This window comes from Streptomyces bacillaris, from assembly GCF_003268675.1.
GTDB lineage: Bacteria > Actinomycetota > Actinomycetes > Streptomycetales > Streptomycetaceae > Streptomyces > Streptomyces bacillaris.
Window position 1 is genome coordinate 5,794,955 of record NZ_CP029378.1, and the last position, 15,151, is coordinate 5,810,105.

At 72.5% G+C, this 15,151-nt stretch carries 15 protein-coding genes and 1 pseudogene; 9 read left to right on the forward strand and 7 right to left on the reverse strand.

What is annotated here, in order from left to right:
• The first annotated feature begins 163 nt into the window (after positions 1 to 163).
• The 6 genes from DJ476_RS25175 to DJ476_RS25200 all read left to right on the forward strand — a co-directional run bounded on the left by DJ476_RS25175 (position 164) and on the right by DJ476_RS25200 (position 3,898).
• A complete protein-coding gene (locus DJ476_RS25175; RefSeq protein ID WP_112492617.1) occupies positions 164 to 1,228 on the forward strand; it encodes an HNH endonuclease in 1,065 nt (354 codons plus the stop codon).
• Between the two features lie 270 nt (positions 1,229 to 1,498).
• Positions 1,499 to 1,903, forward strand: a complete 405-nt coding sequence (locus DJ476_RS25180; protein ID WP_404827538.1) for a TraR/DksA family transcriptional regulator — start codon at positions 1,499 to 1,501, stop codon at positions 1,901 to 1,903.
• A 64-nt stretch (positions 1,904 to 1,967) separates the two neighbouring features.
• Positions 1,968 to 2,609, forward strand: coding sequence for a GNAT family N-acetyltransferase (locus tag DJ476_RS25185; protein ID WP_112491635.1), 642 nt, complete (start codon positions 1,968 to 1,970; stop codon positions 2,607 to 2,609).
• Between the two features lie 137 nt (positions 2,610 to 2,746).
• Entirely contained in the window at positions 2,747 to 2,965 is a 219-nt protein-coding gene (locus DJ476_RS25190; protein WP_018486914.1) for a hypothetical protein, read from the forward strand.
• 140 nt (positions 2,966 to 3,105) lie between these two features.
• Positions 3,106 to 3,555, forward strand: coding sequence for a DUF7144 family membrane protein (locus tag DJ476_RS25195; RefSeq protein WP_103416357.1), 450 nt, complete (start codon positions 3,106 to 3,108; stop codon positions 3,553 to 3,555).
• 46 nt (positions 3,556 to 3,601) lie between these two features.
• Positions 3,602 to 3,898, forward strand: coding sequence for a DUF2277 domain-containing protein (locus tag DJ476_RS25200; protein WP_103416356.1), 297 nt, complete (start codon positions 3,602 to 3,604; stop codon positions 3,896 to 3,898).
• 63 nt (positions 3,899 to 3,961) lie between these two features.
• On the opposite strand, the gene DJ476_RS25205 is transcribed toward DJ476_RS25200, so the two are convergent.
• A complete protein-coding gene (locus DJ476_RS25205) occupies positions 3,962 to 4,756 on the reverse strand; it encodes a DedA family protein (RefSeq protein ID WP_112491636.1) in 795 nt (264 codons plus the stop codon).
• A 278-nt stretch (positions 4,757 to 5,034) separates the two neighbouring features.
• Here DJ476_RS25205 and DJ476_RS25210 point away from each other — a divergent pair, with 278 nt between their 5' ends.
• Entirely contained in the window at positions 5,035 to 5,688 is a 654-nt protein-coding gene (locus DJ476_RS25210; protein ID WP_112492618.1) for a superoxide dismutase family protein, read from the forward strand.
• 102 nt (positions 5,689 to 5,790) lie between these two features.
• Here the strand turns inward: DJ476_RS25210 and DJ476_RS25215 are convergent, their stop codons facing one another.
• From DJ476_RS25215 to DJ476_RS25225, 3 genes and pseudogenes are all read right to left on the reverse strand, one after another.
• Complete coding sequence (locus tag DJ476_RS25215; protein ID WP_028415407.1) at positions 5,791 to 6,237, reverse strand: DoxX family protein; 447 nt, start codon at positions 6,235 to 6,237, stop codon at positions 5,791 to 5,793.
• A gap of 114 nt (positions 6,238 to 6,351) precedes the next feature.
• Positions 6,352 to 8,078: pseudogene (locus DJ476_RS25220) on the reverse strand (alkaline phosphatase D family protein).
• Between the two features lie 215 nt (positions 8,079 to 8,293).
• Complete coding sequence (locus tag DJ476_RS25225; protein ID WP_103416353.1) at positions 8,294 to 8,938, reverse strand: HNH endonuclease family protein; 645 nt, start codon at positions 8,936 to 8,938, stop codon at positions 8,294 to 8,296.
• A gap of 297 nt (positions 8,939 to 9,235) precedes the next feature.
• Here DJ476_RS25225 and DJ476_RS25230 point away from each other — a divergent pair, with 297 nt between their 5' ends.
• Entirely contained in the window at positions 9,236 to 9,970 is a 735-nt protein-coding gene (locus DJ476_RS25230) for an ABC transporter permease (RefSeq protein WP_112491637.1), read from the forward strand.
• 81 nt (positions 9,971 to 10,051) lie between these two features.
• Here DJ476_RS25230 and DJ476_RS25235 read toward each other — a convergent pair whose 3' ends face one another.
• Positions 10,052 to 10,714 (reverse strand): HAD-IA family hydrolase, encoded by a 663-nt coding sequence (locus DJ476_RS25235; RefSeq protein ID WP_103416351.1) that lies wholly within the window; start codon positions 10,712 to 10,714, stop codon positions 10,052 to 10,054.
• A gap of 181 nt (positions 10,715 to 10,895) precedes the next feature.
• Positions 10,896 to 12,143: a peptidoglycan-binding domain-containing protein gene (locus tag DJ476_RS25240; RefSeq protein ID WP_241565416.1), complete on the reverse strand. Its 1,248-nt coding sequence runs from the start codon at positions 12,141 to 12,143 to the stop codon at positions 10,896 to 10,898.
• Positions 12,144 to 12,362: 219 nt separating this feature from the next.
• Between DJ476_RS25240 and DJ476_RS25245 the strand changes: the two genes are divergently transcribed.
• Positions 12,363 to 14,591, forward strand: a complete 2,229-nt coding sequence (locus tag DJ476_RS25245; protein ID WP_241565415.1) for an MDR family MFS transporter — start codon at positions 12,363 to 12,365, stop codon at positions 14,589 to 14,591.
• A gap of 69 nt (positions 14,592 to 14,660) precedes the next feature.
• On the opposite strand, the gene DJ476_RS25250 is transcribed toward DJ476_RS25245, so the two are convergent.
• The gene (locus DJ476_RS25250) at positions 14,661 to 15,149 is read right to left on the reverse strand and encodes a GNAT family N-acetyltransferase (protein WP_103416349.1); all 489 of its coding nucleotides are present in this window, start codon (positions 15,147 to 15,149) and stop codon (positions 14,661 to 14,663) included.
• Positions 15,150 to 15,151 lie beyond the last annotated feature (2 nt).

Here is a 15,151-nt window from a genome sequence, read left to right on the forward strand (position 1 = left end):
CCCTCTTTGTGGCACCTGAGTGTCGAGCAGCGTGCAGCAGAACCGTGCAGGCTGGGGGTGAGCTACGCAAGAGGGCATACGGAGCGTGGAGAGGCGCACGGTGGCCTGAATCGATCGGGTCTGGGGGCAGGTGGATGTCAGCAGCGGGCCGTACGCTGCCGCCATGCACAAAGGAGCGATCACGCAGGAATCCATCCTCAAGGCCATTGCTGAGTATGACGAGTTAGGCCGGGATGCGTTCCTGGCAAAGTACGGCTTTGGCGAGGCGCGCTCGTACGTCGTGGTGCACGACGGGCAGGAGTACGACTCCAAGGCCATAGCTGGGGTGGCCCACCACTGGGACCAGGGGCGACCTCTTAGGCCTGATGAGTTCAGCGGAGGCAAGGAGCACGCCGCGGCGTGGCTGAGGCGGGCGGGCTTTCAGATCAAGGCCGTCAAGAATCCCGATTGGGTTCGGGACGAGATCATTCTTGCCTGTCAGCTTGTGATGGAGAACGGCTGGAAGGGGCTGGATGCTCAGGACGCGAGTGTGGTTGAGCTGTCCGACCTACTCCAGTTGCTTCCGATCCATGTCGAGGCGGAGCGCAACGAGAAGTTCCGTAACCCGAACGGAGTGGCGCGCAAGACGTTCGACATCGCCACTCGCCACCCGGACTACCGGGGGAAGCCCACCAACGGCGGCGCGCTGGATGTGGCTGTGCTGCATGAGTTCCTTGCCCGACCGCAGGAGATGACGGAGGCCGCGCGGCTGATCCGTCAGGGGATCGCGACTGGCGAGTTGCAGTCCTTCGCGCCGACTGAGGACGAGGAGTTCGGCGACGACTACAGCGCGCCCGAGGGGCGTCTGCTCATGCGGCGGCACCGGGCGCGTGAACGGAACAAGAGCCTGCGCAAGAAGAAGATCGCTTCGGTTCTTCAGCGTGGCGGACAGCTCGCTTGTGAGGCGTGCGGCTTCGACTTCGAGAAGATCTACGGGGACCGCGGTGCCGGGTACATCGAGTGCCATCACGTTCTTCCGCTCCACGTAGCGGGGGAGGGCCGTACCAAGCTCAGCGATCTCGCCCTCATCTGCGCCAACTGTCACCGCATGATCCACCGGCGCGCGCCATGGCCGACTCCTGCGGAGTTGCGAGCCTCGATAGAGCAGAAGCACGCTGACGACAGGCGCGCCGCAGTGGCTTTGACGCGACCGCGCAGGGCAGCCGACGAGCAGATGCCTAACCCGTGAGCTGACATCCACGGCCGACATCAACGTCGGCGCACAACGGCAGCCCCGGAGAGCCCTGGACGGCAGCCGCGACCGGGCCCGCCAGGGCCCTCAACTACCTCCGGCCGAACTTACAAAGCAGATGTCGGCGGTTCGAAACCGTCCGCGCCCACCAGTGCGAAGTACGAAGGCCCCGACCGTCACGGTCGGGGCCTTCGTCGTGCGATGCCGCCCCCGGCGGTCCGGGGCAGACCGGGGAGTAGGCGGAATGGGCGCTTCCGGGCCGGTGTTGTGGAGGGAGTGCACCAGCAGACCGGTGGCGACCCGTACCTTCCGCCCGAGCGCGAGGACGTACGGCAGCGACTGCTGGCCGAACGCGGCGCCACCCGTGAGCGCATGGACGCGTTGAGCCGCGATTTCGAGGCCATCGTCGAGGCGAACGCGTTGGTGGCCGTCGACGACGAGCATGACCCCGAGGGTGCGAGCACCGCCTTCGAGCGGGCCCATGTCGCCGCCCTGCTGACGCAGGCGCGCGAGCACCTGGCCGCGCTGGACCTCGCCGTGGAACGGCTGGAGGCCGGTGAGTACGGGCGGTGCGAGCGGTGCGGGGAGCCGATTCCGGCGGCGCGGCTGGAGGTGCGGCCAGCGGCTACCACGTGTGTGGGCTGTGCCGGTGGGGTGCGGCCCGGCCGGTAGCCGTACTCCATGATGGGTGCGGCAGTCGGAGCGGTGGAGCGGGACGGGGAGAGGGTGGTCGTTGATGGGGGAGAGCCTTGCGGAGATTCTGGACGGGGCCGCGGACGGGCGGTTTCCGGAGCCGGACGGGCGTACCACCGTGGTGGAGGCGCCGAGCGGGCGGGACTGGGGGGTGATCGCCTTCACCGCGCACTCGGTGGTGTTCACCGACGAGGACCCCGCGTGGGTCCGTGCGACCCTCGCCTCCATGGACTGCGACGCGCTCGCCGCCACCATGCATCCGCGCTTCCTGAACGCGCTCCTGGAACGGACCGGCCGGACCACCGACACGATCGACCTGCTCACCGTCGCGTCCGCTCTTCCCGGTGATCCTCCGCTGGAGCTGCGGGAGATCACCGATCCGGTCCACCCCCGGGTCGTGAGCGCTCGCCGACGGCGGGACGGGGTGCGGATGTGGGCGGTCGACGGTGGGGTGCTGGTCCTCGGACGTGGGGTGGCGGGGCGCTGGGAGGTCGCCGTCGAACTGGAGGAGGGCGCCCGGCACCGGGGGCTCGGGCGGGCCCTGGCCACGGCTGCCCGGCATCTGGTGCCCGAGGGGGAGCCGCTCTGGTCGCAGCAGGCGGCGGGCAACGCGCGCAGTATCAGGGCGTTCCAGGCCGCCGGGTTCCGGCCGGTGGGTTCCGAGGCGTTGTTGCTCGTGCGGTAGGGCGTTGGGCGTAGGGCGGTGGAGGGGTAGGGGTAGGGCGGCAGGGCAGTAGAGGGGAGCCGGGTGTGTGGGGCGTTGTGCGGGGGCGTGCGTTCTTCCGGGATGCGGTCCCGTAGTCGCCAGGGCACCGTGTAGACATGGCCGCGCATCCGCCCGTGATCGTCCACCCGCCCTCCGCGTCCGGAGCGCGGCGGGTCACCGTGCACGGGCAGATCGTAGGGGTGGCGCACGGGCGGGGTGAGGTGGCCGCGTTGCTGCGGGCCGCCGGGTTCGCGCCGGGGCCTGACCAGGCCGTCGAGCTGGACCGGCCGGGGCTGATCGAATGGCGTGGCGGGGACCTCGACACCTGGGGGTGACCCTCATCGGGCGTCACCCGAACGGGTGTGTCCAGGTGGCTGGCCAAAGGGGCCGGGAGGAACGTCGAAGGTGATCTGCGCGCACCATCAGCGCAGTCAGGACAGCAGGCGCCCGCGCCTGTCCCGGCCTAGGAGTTCTCATGTCCCAGCCCACCGCACCTACACCCGGATCCTCGCGACCCGCCGCCCCCGCGACGGACGACGGCGTCGGCACCCCGTGGGCCGGGGGCGGAACGCTGTTCGCCGGTTTCCTGCTCCTCGTCGACGGTGTTCTCGGGGTGATCAAGGGTGTCGCCGGGATCGCCACCAACGACGTGTACGCGGCGGTCAACGACTACGTCTTCAAGTTCAACGTCACCGCGTGGGGCTGGATCCACCTCATCCTCGGCGTCGTCCTGATCTTCGTCGGCTGGGGCATCCTCAAAGGCGCGACCTGGGCCCGGGCCGTGGGCATCGCCCTCGTCTCCCTGAACCTGATCGCCAACTTCATGTGGCTCCCGTACACGCCGATCTGGGCCATCGTCACCATCGCCATCGACGTCTTCATCATCTGGGCGCTCTGCACCGACCGCTCCGAACCGGTGGTCTGACGGCCGGCACCGGGCCGTTGTCAGTGGTGCGGTCCACACTGGAAGCATGTGCCGCAGCATCAAGACCCTTCGACCGCCAGCCCTCCCCGAAGAGGCCACCGAGGAGGACATGCGGGCCGCAGCCCTTCAGTACGTGCGCAAGGTGTCCGGCTTCCGGGCGCCCGCGGCGCACAACCGGGAGGTGTTCGACCGTGCCGTCGACGAGATCACCGCAGCCACGATGAAGCTGCTCGGCGGGCTGGAGATACGGGGCTCCGCCCATGGCAAGGCCGCTCCTGGCCCTGCGCATGCTTCTGCCCCTGCCGTCGACGCGGCTCCCGCGCGGGGTGCCTCCGGCGGGTGAGCGTCAAGGCGGGCGGGGGTCAAGGCGGGTGAGCGTCGGCCGGTCCCGGGAGGCCTCAGGTCCTCAGGGCGAGACGGGCGCCGGTGCCGGTGAAGTGACCGGGGCCGGTCCGTTCGGCTGGCCGGGGACCGCGCCCAGCGTCGGGCCTGGGGCCTCCGCCGCCCGGGAGCCGACGGGCGGGGACGGTGCGGCGGTGGGGCCCTGGAGCGCCTCCGCCGAGGCCGCCGCCGCAGCGGCCCGCGCCACCGCCGGGCGCTTCACCACGAACGCCGCCAGCGCGCCCGCCATGAACAGGGCCAGTACCGAGACGGCCGTCCCGAACCAGGTCGAGCCCAGCCACCGGCCCCCGAAGTAGCCGAGCCCCACGCTGTAGCCCGCCCAGGCCAGGCCCGCCACGGCGGACCAGGGGAGGAAGTCCCGCTTCCGGCGGTGGGCGGCGCCTGCCCCGAGCGAGACCACCGAGCGGCCGGCGGGGGCGAACCGGGCGATGATCACCAGCGCCCCGCCGCCCCGGCTCAGCGCCGCGCCGAGACGTTCCTGCGCCTTGGTGAGGCGGCGCGAGCGGGCGATCGCCCGGTCCAGCCGGTCGCCCCCGCGCCAGGCCAGCCGGTACGCGACCAGATCACCGAGCACCGATGCGGTGGCCGCGCAGAGGATGAGGACGACGAGCGAGGGCACCTCGCCGGACGCGTTGCCGGACCCGTTGACGCCGGTCGAGCCCGCGGCGGCCGCGGTGGCGGCCGTGATGACGAGGACCCCGCTCGGCAGCAGGGGGAGGAAGACGTCCAGGAGGACCGAGACCGCGACCACGACGTAGATCCATGGACTGCTGGTCAGCGCACCCAGACTCTCTAGCACCCGTGGACTCCCCGATCGTGTCAACGCCGCGACGTCGCAGGGGAGCGGCATGGGCGGCAGGTTCGGCTGTACAGCGTACGCCGGAGGGTTCCGCGTGGATCGTTCAGGGTGGGGTGATGTTGTGCGGGTCGCGTACCCCTCGTGCCCCGCGGGCGGTACGGGCCGTTAGGGAGGCGAAGGCGACCGGCACGAACGAGGAGCAGGGGCAGCGCATGACCGGATCAGTGGACCGCGCGGTGGCAGGAGAGGGAAGGAGGACCGTGCGGCGGAAGGTCCTGGTGGGGGCCGCCGCCCTCGTGATGCTCGCCGGTGGTGGCGCCTCCATCGCCCATGGCGCGGCGGACGGCCCTGACGGCGGAGGGCACGCGGCCCATGGCACCGGAAGCGCCGGTGGCAGCACGGACGGAATGGCGAGCGCGGACGGAAAGGCGGGTGAAGACGGAAAGGCGGGCGAAGTCGGCATGGTCGGTGGGGCCTCGCGGAGCGGGGGGTTCTGGATGCGGGCCGACGGGGTGTTCTCCCCGCCCGGTTCCTTCGTCCCGTCCGACGCCCTGACGTACGACACCGCTCTGGTCCCGGCCGCCGCGCGGATCGAGGTCACGCAGTACGCCGACCGGACCACCGCCCGCGTCGGCACCCGGCTCAAGGGGCTCCTCCCGAACCGGGCGTACGGGATGCATGTGCACACCTCGCCCTGTGCGGCCGATCCCGCCTCTGCGGGCCCGCACTACCAGCACCGCGCCTCGGCCACCGCGGACCCGGTCAACGAGGTGTGGCTCGACTTCCGCACCGACCGGAACGGCGCCGGTGAGGCGGAGGCCCGGCACGACTGGGGGTTCCGGGACGGCGGTGCCCGGTCGGTGATCATCCACGATGAGCAGGGCGGGGCGGGCAAGCGGATCGCCTGCTTCACGGTGCCGTTCTCGTCGTGAGCCATGTGTCCCCCGGGTACGGGGGCGGATGACCATGTGAACACCCCCGCCGGGTCGGCTCCGGCGGGGGTGTTCAGGCGTTCCGGGGTGCTGGAGGCCAGGTCAGGCCGGGACGGCCGTGGCCGGCTCTCGGCGGGACTCCTCGGCGGAGCCGCGCTCGGAGCGTGCCCCGAGGAGCCGGTCCACGGCCCCCGCGCCCGGGCCGGTGAAGACCAGCAGCAGGAACGCCCAGCAGAAGAGGGCCGAGGCCTCGCCGCCGTTGCCCACCGGGGTGAGCGCCTCGGGCTGGTGGACGACGAAGTAGGCGTAGGCCATCGAGCCGGAGGCCAGGAAGGCGGCGATGCGGGTGCCGAGGCCGAGGGCGACCAGGGTGCCGCAGACCAGCTGGATCAGGGCCGCGTACCAGCCCGGCCAGGCTCCGACCTCCGGCTCACGGCCGCCGAAGAGGCCGAAGAGGCTGGAGGCGCCGTGGATCGCGAAGATCAGGCCGATGACGAAGCGGAAGAGGCCGAGCGCATAGGGCTGGGCCCCGTTCAGGCGAGTGGACATGGGGGGTGGGCTCCTTCGGTCTGGGTGGGGACGTGAACCGACTGAGCGCCTCAGGTTAGGGAAACCTCACCAGTACTTGCAACTTCAACATTCTGGCGTGTGGCTGAAAAGCGACTAAGGCTCCTGGGTGAGTGAACGCTCAAGAACCTTCACCAGCAGGTTGTTCCTGAAGGTCGACTTGGCCTGGACCAATGTCAGCGCAGAGTTCCGGCCACGCAGGGTCAGCGTCATCAGCTGGTTGCCGAACCAGGGGCCGCCCGTCCTGCTCCACGACACCGGCGAGGGCTCCGTGCGGCCGTGCCGGATCAGTAGCCGGCCGATGCTCCGGCCCACCCCGCTCCAGCCGAAGCGGAATGCCCAACGGATCGACCGGGGAACCGAGTTGTGCAGGGGCGAGCACGTCAGCTGGAGGACGCGGGACTCCGGCGCGCCGCAGGGGGCGGTGTCGGGCCAGCGCGGCTCGGCGATGTACGCGTGGTGCACGTCCCCGGACAGCACGCATACCGTCGCGGGGGCCTCCGGACCGCTCCCCGCCCGGCGGAGCAGCTCCGTGAACCGGTCGAAGGAATCCGGGAACGCGGCCCAGTGCTCGAGATCGGCCGCCCGGCGCACCTTCTCGCCGAAACGTGCCCAGCGGCCGCCGCGTGATCCTCCGCACAGGGCCGCGTTCCAGGTCTCCGCGTCATGGGCGAGCGGCGGCAGCAGCCACGGCAGCGAGCTGCCGATCAGGATGTGGTCGTACGCGGAGGGGGCCGCCAGCACCTTTTCGCGGAGCCAGGCCGCCTCGCCGTCGTCCAGCATCGCCCGCCGCCCCTCGGGCAGGACGCGGGCCGCCCGGGTGTCCACCATCAGCAGTTGTACTCGGCCGAAAATGCGCTGGTAGCTCCAGCGGGTCCGGGCCGGATCCGCATCCGCCCAGGCGGCGGAGCGGCGCAGCGCCTCCGTGCCGTCGGGGACGGCCCGGACCGTGGCGTACAAGGGGTCGGCGGCCAGTTCGGCGGGGGAGAGGTTCCCCAGGTGCTGGTAGACCCAGTACGACATCAGCCCGCTGACGATCCTTTCGTGCCACCAGGGCGTGGCGCGAATCTGCTCCTGCCAGGCGGCGCTGGTGTTCCAGTCGTCGATGACGTCGTGATCGTCGAAGAGCATGCAGCTGGGCACGGTGGAGAGCAGCCAGCGCACCTCGGGGTCGCGCCAGGATTCGTCGCAGAGGCAGGTGTACTCCTCGTAGTCCGCCACCTCCGCGCCCGGCGGCTCGCGCAGATCGCGCCGGGCCGCCAGCCTGCGCCGCGTCGCCCCGGACGTCTCGTCCGCGTACACCTGGTCGCCCAGCAGGAGGAGGACGTCGGGCCGCTCGGCGGCGGGGTCGGCGGCGAGCCGGGCGGCCAGGGTGACCAGCGCGTCCGGGCCCGCCGGGTCGTGCCCGTCGGCGGGGCCGCGGCCCAGCGGCAGGAGCCGAACGCGATACGGAGGGCGGGGGCGGGCCCGTCCTCACCGGGTCCGCCCCCGGCTGCCCCGCCCGGTCCGCCCCCGGCTGCCGGGCCCGCCACCGCGGGGGTGTTGATCGTGCTCGGCGGGAGGTGGGAGTCCTCGGGCGGCCAGACGCGCTTGCTCCCGATCCGGACCTCGTACGCGGTCGTCGTGCCGGGCGTCAGCCCCTCCACGACCACCAGGGCGTAGTGGTGCCCGGCCACCGCGAACGTCGGGGACACGCCCGAGGCGCCGTCCGCGCACCGGACCTCCACGGTGCACGGACGGCTCGCCTCGACCCAGACGGTCGCGGTGGAGCCGGACTCGTGGTCGACGTACCGCAGCAGTGGTCCCAGGCGCAGCCCGGCCATGTCGTGCCCTCCTCGCGCCGTACGTCACGGATGGGCTCCGTAACGTACAGAACCGCGCGGGGGAGCGCACGGGTGCCGCGTGCCGGTGCGCCAGGCCAGTGCCGGTGCCGGGTGCGGACGGGCGTGTGGGTGCGCCGTTGTGCGCCCGGCCAGCGCCCGGTGGCCGCTCCGGGGGTTGCGGGGTTGCTCGGTGCGTGGCTCTCGGTGAGGGGCGCTCAGCAGCCGTTGAGCGCCGACTGCAGCGCGCTCTTCTCGGCCGAGTCCACCTTGAGGCCGTAGTAGTGCTTCACGTGCACCCATGCCCGGACGTACGTGCACTTGTACGCGGCGCGCGGGGGCAGCCACTTGGCCGGGTCCTTGTCGCCCTTGGACTGGTTGACGTTGTCGGTCACCGCGATGAGCTGGGGGCGGGCCAGGTCGTTGGCGAAGGCCTGGCGCTGGGCGTTGGTCCAGCTGCTCGCGCCGGAGCGCCAGGCCTCGGCGAGCGGGACCATGTGGTCGATGTCGACATCGGACGCGGCGCTCCAGGTCGCGCCGTCGTACGGCGAGTACCAACTCCCGCTGACGGCGGCACAGGAGGCGTCCTGCTGGACGTTCGTACCGTCCCGCTTGAGGACGACCTCGCGGGTGTTGCAGGTGCCCGACTGGGTGATCCAGTGCGGGAACTTGTCGCGGCTGTAACCGCTGGAGGAGCCCTCGGCGGCGACGGTGAGCTGGCCGAGGTAGGTGCGTGCGGTCGCCGCGCTGACCGGGGTGGGCATGGCGGCCTGGGCGGTCGGGGCGGTGAGCAGTACGGAGGTGGCGGCGAGGGCGGCGGTGGCGGCGACGACCACTGAGCGACGCGCGTAGATACCGAACATGCGAACTCCCTTGATGTGGGGGTGCGTTGGCGGGCGGCATGTGGAGCCCGTCCAGCGTGGCGGCGCCAGGTTTCCTGGGGATGGGCGCCAGGTGACAGCGTGACGACATGTCCACGTCACATCAAGGGGTGTGACAGATCATGCGGAAGTGAAACGTCCGCCGGGGTGGGGTGGTTGGGGGCGGGGATGTGCCGTCCGGGGTGAGGTGGGGCGGGGTGTGACGGTGCGGGTGTGGGGTGCGGTTCCGGGGCGGGGCGTGCGTGAGGGTGGGGTCCGGGGCGGATCTATCGTTGCCGCGTGCTGCTTCCGGTCTCGCCGGCCCTCGGGGTCGTCCTCGTCGTCCTGCTCGTCCTCGCCGCCGCGATCGCCGCGTGGGCCCGGCTCGGCCGCTCGCGCGAGATCCTGGTCGCCGGGGTGCGGGCCACGGCCCAACTCGCCGTCGTCTCCCTGTTCATCGGCTGGGTGGCCCTGCGGCTGGGGCCGCTCCTCGGGTTCCTGGTGCTGATGTTCGCCGTGGCCGCGTGGACGGCGGGGCGCCGGGTCACTTCCAACCGCACCTGGTGGTGGGCGGCCGTGCCGATCGGGGCGGGGGCGCTCCCGGTGATCGGGCTCCTGGTGGTCACGGGGCTCGTGCCCGTCCGGGGGCTGGCCCTCATCCCGGTGGCGGGCATCCTCATCGGCGGGGCGCTCACCGCGACCGTACTCGGCGGGCGGCGCGCCCTGGACGAACTCGCCACCCGTTACGGGGAGGTGGAGGCGGGAATGGCGCTCGGGCTGCTCGACCGGGACGCCCGGCTGGAGATCGTGCGGCCCGCGACCGCGGACGCGCTGCTGCCGGGGCTGGACCAGACGCGGACGGTGGGGCTCGTCACGCTGCCGGGGGCCTTCGTGGGCATGCTGCTGGGCGGCGCCTCACCGGTGGAGGCGGGCGCCGTGCAGCTCTTCGTCCTGGTGGCGTTGATGGCGGTGCAGGTGGTGGCCGTCGCGGTGGTGCTGGAACTGGTCGCGCGGGGGCGGCTGCACCGGGAGTGAGCCGGGGCGCTTGCGGGGGCGGCTGCCGGGGGCTTTGAGGGGACGGGCTCGGCGGGCGGGCTCCGGCAGCTCCGGGGGTTCTTACGCCGTCGTGATGTGCAGGCGGATCGAGCCGTCCTCGGCCGCCTCCACCCGGATCTGCGTCAGGTCCTCGACGTGTGCGTCCGGCGCCAGGGCCGCGGCGCGCGGGCCGACGCCCACGACCCGCATCCCGGCCGCCCGGCCTGCCGCGATGCCCGCCTCGGAGTCCTCGAACACGATGCAGTCCGCCGGGTCGAACCCCAGCTCCGCCGCGCCCTTGAGGAAGCCCTCCGGGTCCGGCTTGCTGGCGCCGACCTGCTCGGCGGTGACGCGGACGGCGGGCATCCGCAGCTCGGCCGCGCCCATCCGGGCCGTCGCGAGCGCGCTGTCGGCCGAGGTCACCAGCGCGTGCGGGAGGTCGGTGATCGCGGCCATGAATGCGGGGGCGCCGCCGATCGGCACCACGCCGTCGACGTCGGCGGTCTCCTCGGCGAGCATCGCCCGGTTGTCCGCGTAGTTCTCCTCGACGGGGCGGTCCGGCAGCAGGACGGCCATCGTGGCGTACCCCTGGCGGCCGTGGACCACCTTGAGCGCGGCCTCGGGGTCCAGCCCGTGCCGGAGGGCCCACCGGCGCCAGCAGCGCTCGACGACCGCGTCGGAGTTCACGAGGGTGCCGTCCATGTCCAAAAGGAGGGCGCGTGCGGTGAGGACGGTGGCCGGCATCGGCTGACTCCAGAGCGCGGGGGTGGTGGTGCGGTGGTGCGGCGGTGCTGAGGACAGGGCAGCCCCGCCCGGTACAAGAGCAGCCCCGCCCGCCGGTCAGGGAGTGCGGGCGGGAGCTACTTTGTTCCACGAAGATACAAAAACCTGCGCCGGAAAGCCAATCCCGCCCGTCGCGCTGTCGTCAGCCCCGCCCCCGGCCCGTCGTCTCCGCCTCCAGCACACGCCGGGTGTTCGGTCCGTATACGCCGGGCGGGTCGCCCTGGATCGCCTGGTAGGACTGGTAGATCCATACGGCGTTCTCCACTCGGTCGTTGAAATTCCCGTCCGAGGGGCCCTTGTACAGCCACACCTCCATGAGCCGGTTCTGCAACTCACTCACCTGCGGCCCGTGGTCACCGCGTCGCAGCGAGGACGGGGCCAGCTCTGCGGGCGGGGCTGCGGAGGGCGGGGCAGGACTCTCGGGCGCCGATGCGGACGGGGTGCCCGGGGTCGGCTCCGCCGAGGCGCTCGGGCTCGGCTCGGCGCTCGCCGACGGGGAGGCCGAGGCGGACGGGGACGCGGACGCCGAGGGGGAGGGCGATGCCGATGCCGTACGGGAGGGAGTGGCCGAGGGGGAGGGTGACGGGGCGACGGATGCCGCCGCTGGTTCGTCCGCCGTGTCCGGGGCGCTCGTGGTGGCCTCCGGCAGCGCCTCGTCCTGGCTCCCGTCGCGGTCGAAGAGCCCGCCCGCGAAGGCCGCCGTGCCGACCACCGCCGCCACCGCCGCACCGACGGCGAGGGCCGCGAAGGGGCGCCTCCGGCGCGGCTGCACGGGGTCGGGGGCGCCGGGGGGTGCGCCGAAAGGGGGCTCCGCGCCGAAGCCGGGGCCCGCGCCCATCGCCGCGGTGCGCCGCCTGCTCTCGTCGGCCGCGGGGGGTGCGCCGGGGCCGTGAGCGGGTGCGGGGTCGTGACCGGGGCCCGTACCCATGCCCGTATGCGGTCCTGCGCCCGTACGCGGTCCCATGCCCGTACGGGGATCCGAGCCCGGTCCCGTAACGCTGCCCTGTCCCGTGACGTCGACCGGTCCCATGGCGCCGGCCGGTCCCGTGAGGTCGCCCAGGTTCAGCCGCATCGTGGTGGCCGCGTCGGTCCCACCGGCCGAAGGGCCGGGCGCGGCCCCTCCCGGGGCCGGGGTGTCGTCCCCCGTCGGGCCCGGGTCGTCAGCCGCCGACGCCTCCCCCAGCGTCACGTACGGCCTGATCCGCAGCGGGTCGAAGTCCTCCGCCGCCGCCATCTCCGCCGAGCGGGCGGCGCGCAGCTCGTCCCCCATGAGCCGCGTGGCGTCCGCGTCCGTCTCCGTACCGCACCGGCAGGGCAGCACCCGGTGCTCCGTGCCGGGCTCGCCTGCCGTCGTCCGTCTACCGCACTCCGGGCATGCGTGTCCGGTCATCGTGGGTCCCCTCCCTTGAACTGCCTGCGATTATGCAGCCCGCCCCGGCGAACCCCAATGCCCCATCCGTGCCCGACAGACCACGGACGGTGCTCGGCAGGCCATAACGGGGCGGAACGGCCAGGATGGGGGTGTAGTGGATCAGCGGACCGCAGTCCGATCGCGGCGGATCGCGGCGGATCGGACTGCGGTGGAGCGCAGCGGATCGAGGAGACGCCCATGGCCCAGCAGCTCAGCCCGCCCATGGTCCCCGGCGAGGGGCAGTCCCGCCGGACCGTCCTGGTGGCGATCGGCGCGCTGCTCCTCGGCATGCTGCTCGCGGCACTCGATCAGACCATCGTCTCCACGGCGCTGCCCACCATCGTCAGCGAGCTGGGCGGCATGGACCACCTGTCCTGGGTGGTCACCGCCTATCTGCTGGCGGCGACGGCGGCGACCCCGCTCTGGGGCAAGCTCGGTGACCAGTACGGCCGCAAGAAGCTCTTCCAGACCGCGATCGTCATCTTCCTGATCGGCTCCGCGCTCTGCGGCATGGCCCAGAACATGCCCCAGCTCATCGGCTTCCGCGCGCTCCAGGGGCTCGGCGGCGGCGGGCTCATGGTGCTCTCGATGGCGATCGTCGGAGACCTCGTCACCCCGCGCGAACGCGGTAAGTACCAGGGGCTGTTCGGTGCCGTCTTCGGCGCGACGAGCGTGCTCGGGCCGCTGCTCGGCGGGTTCTTCACCCAGCACCTCAGCTGGCGCTGGGTCTTCTACATCAACCTGCCGATCGGCGTCGTCGCGCTGCTCGTCATCGCGGCCGTGCTGCACATCCCGGTCCACCGCGAGAAGCACACCATCGACTACCTCGGCACCTTCCTCATCGCCTCCGTCGCCACCTGCCTGATCCTCGTGGCCTCCCTCGGCGGGACGACCTGGGCCTGGGCGTCGGCGCAGATCATCGTGCTGGCCGTGCTGGCCGTGGTGCTGCTGGTCGCGTTCGTCGCCGTCGAGCGGCGGGCCGTGGAACCGGTGCTGCCGCTGAAGCTCTTCCGGATCAGGACCTTCAGCCTCGTCGCCGTCATCAGCTTCGTCATCGGCTTCGCGATGTTCGGCGCGATGACCTATCTGCCGACCTTCCTCCAGGTGGTCCACGGCATCACGCCGACCATGTCCGGGGTGCACATGCTGCCGATGGTCCTCGGTCTGCTGCTCACCTCGACCGCCTCCGGCCAGATCGTCAGCCGCACCGGCCGCTGGAAGGTCTTCCCCCTCGCGGGCACCGCCCTCACGGCCGTCGGCCTGCTCCTGCTCCACCGGCTCACCCCGGCCAGCTCCACCTGGGAGATGAGCCTCTGCTTCTTCGTCTTCGGCGCCGGGCTCGGCCTCGTCATGCAGGTCCTCGTCCTCGTCGTGCAGAACGCCGTCTCCTACCAGGACCTCGGCGTCGCCACCTCCGGCGCCACGTTCTTCCGCTCCATCGGCGCCTCGTTCGGCGTGGCCATCTTCGGCACCGTCTTCACCAACCGGCTCATCGGCCAGCTCGACAGCGCCCTCGCGGGCCGGTCCGTGCCGCCGGGCGCCGACGCCGACCGGCTGGCGGCCGACCCCCGGGCCATCCAGATGCTCCCGGCCGACCTGCGCCCCACGATCCTGGACGCGTACTCCACCTCCATCACGGACGTGTTCCTGTACGCGGCACCCGTCGTCCTCATCGCCTTCGTGCTGGCCTGGTTCCTGCGGGAGGACAAGCTCAGGGGCTCGGTCACCGCCCCCGACACCAGCCAGACGCTCGCCTCCAACCCCGTCGAGCGTTCCTCGTACGACGAGTGCGCCCGCGCGCTCTCGGTGCTCGCCACCCGGGAGGGGCGCCGGGAGATCTACGAGAAGATCACCGCGCGCGCCGGGTACGACCTGCTGCCCGCCGCCAGCTGGCTGCTGCTGCGGATCAAGCGCCACGGCACCGTCGAGCCCGCCCGGCTCGCCGAGGTGGCCCCCGTACCGCTGCGCATCATCACGGAGGCGGCCCGGCAGGTGGAGGAGCGCGGACTGGCCCGTCGCGAGGGGCTCCAGATGATCCTCACGGACGCGGGGGGAGAAGCGGTCGTCCGGCTCTCGCAGGCCCGGGAGGACTCCCTCGCGGAGCTGCTGGGCGACTGGTGGGGGCCGGACCGGCCGACGGACCTGGTCAAGCTCGTGGCCGAGCTGACGGCGGAGGTCAGCGGGTCGAGCAAGGAGCGCCCGCACATGCCGGCGCCCCCGCGCGACCACGCGGCGGACTGGCACCACGACATCGACCACCCGGACCGCCGACGGCGCGGGAGCCGCCCGGACCACCTGGGCCGTGACGACCGCCCGGACCACTTGGGCCGTGACGACCGCCTGGACCGTCCGGACCACCTGGACCGTGACGACCGCCCGGACCACTTGGACCGTGACGATCGGCCGGACGGCCCGGAGCACCGCTGAGCGGGGACCACCGGAGCACCGCTGGGGCGGAGACCACCCGGGCCGTGCCGCCTCCCGCATCGCGGGCCCTCACAGCTCCTTGGCGAACCAGACCTCCGCGTACGGGTTGCGCCGGTGGAAGGCCGGGACCTCCCCGTAACCGTGCTTCGCGTACAGCCCGCGCGCCTCCACCAGGTCGAGGCGGGTGTCCAGCCGGAGCAGCCGCACCCCGAGCGTCCGTGCCTCCTCCTCGATCGCGGCCAGCAGCAGCCCGCCGCCGCCCGTTCCCCGGAACTCGGGGCGTACGTACACCCGGGTCAGCTCCGCCGAGCCCGGCAGGGCCTCCTCCGTCAGCACCAGCCCCGCGCAGCTCGCGGCCCTGCCCCCGTGGCGGCCGACCACGAACCCGCCCGTCGGCGGCAGCAGCAGGTCCGCGCCGTCGTCCGTCAGCCCCTCGGCTATCTCCGCTTCGGTCGCGGGCCGCTGCCAGTAGCGGCTCGCGACCTCGTCGTAGTAGTCGCGGCGCAGCGCGGTGGCGTCGGGTGAGTCGTAGCGTTCGGCGGTCACGGTCCAGGTCATGT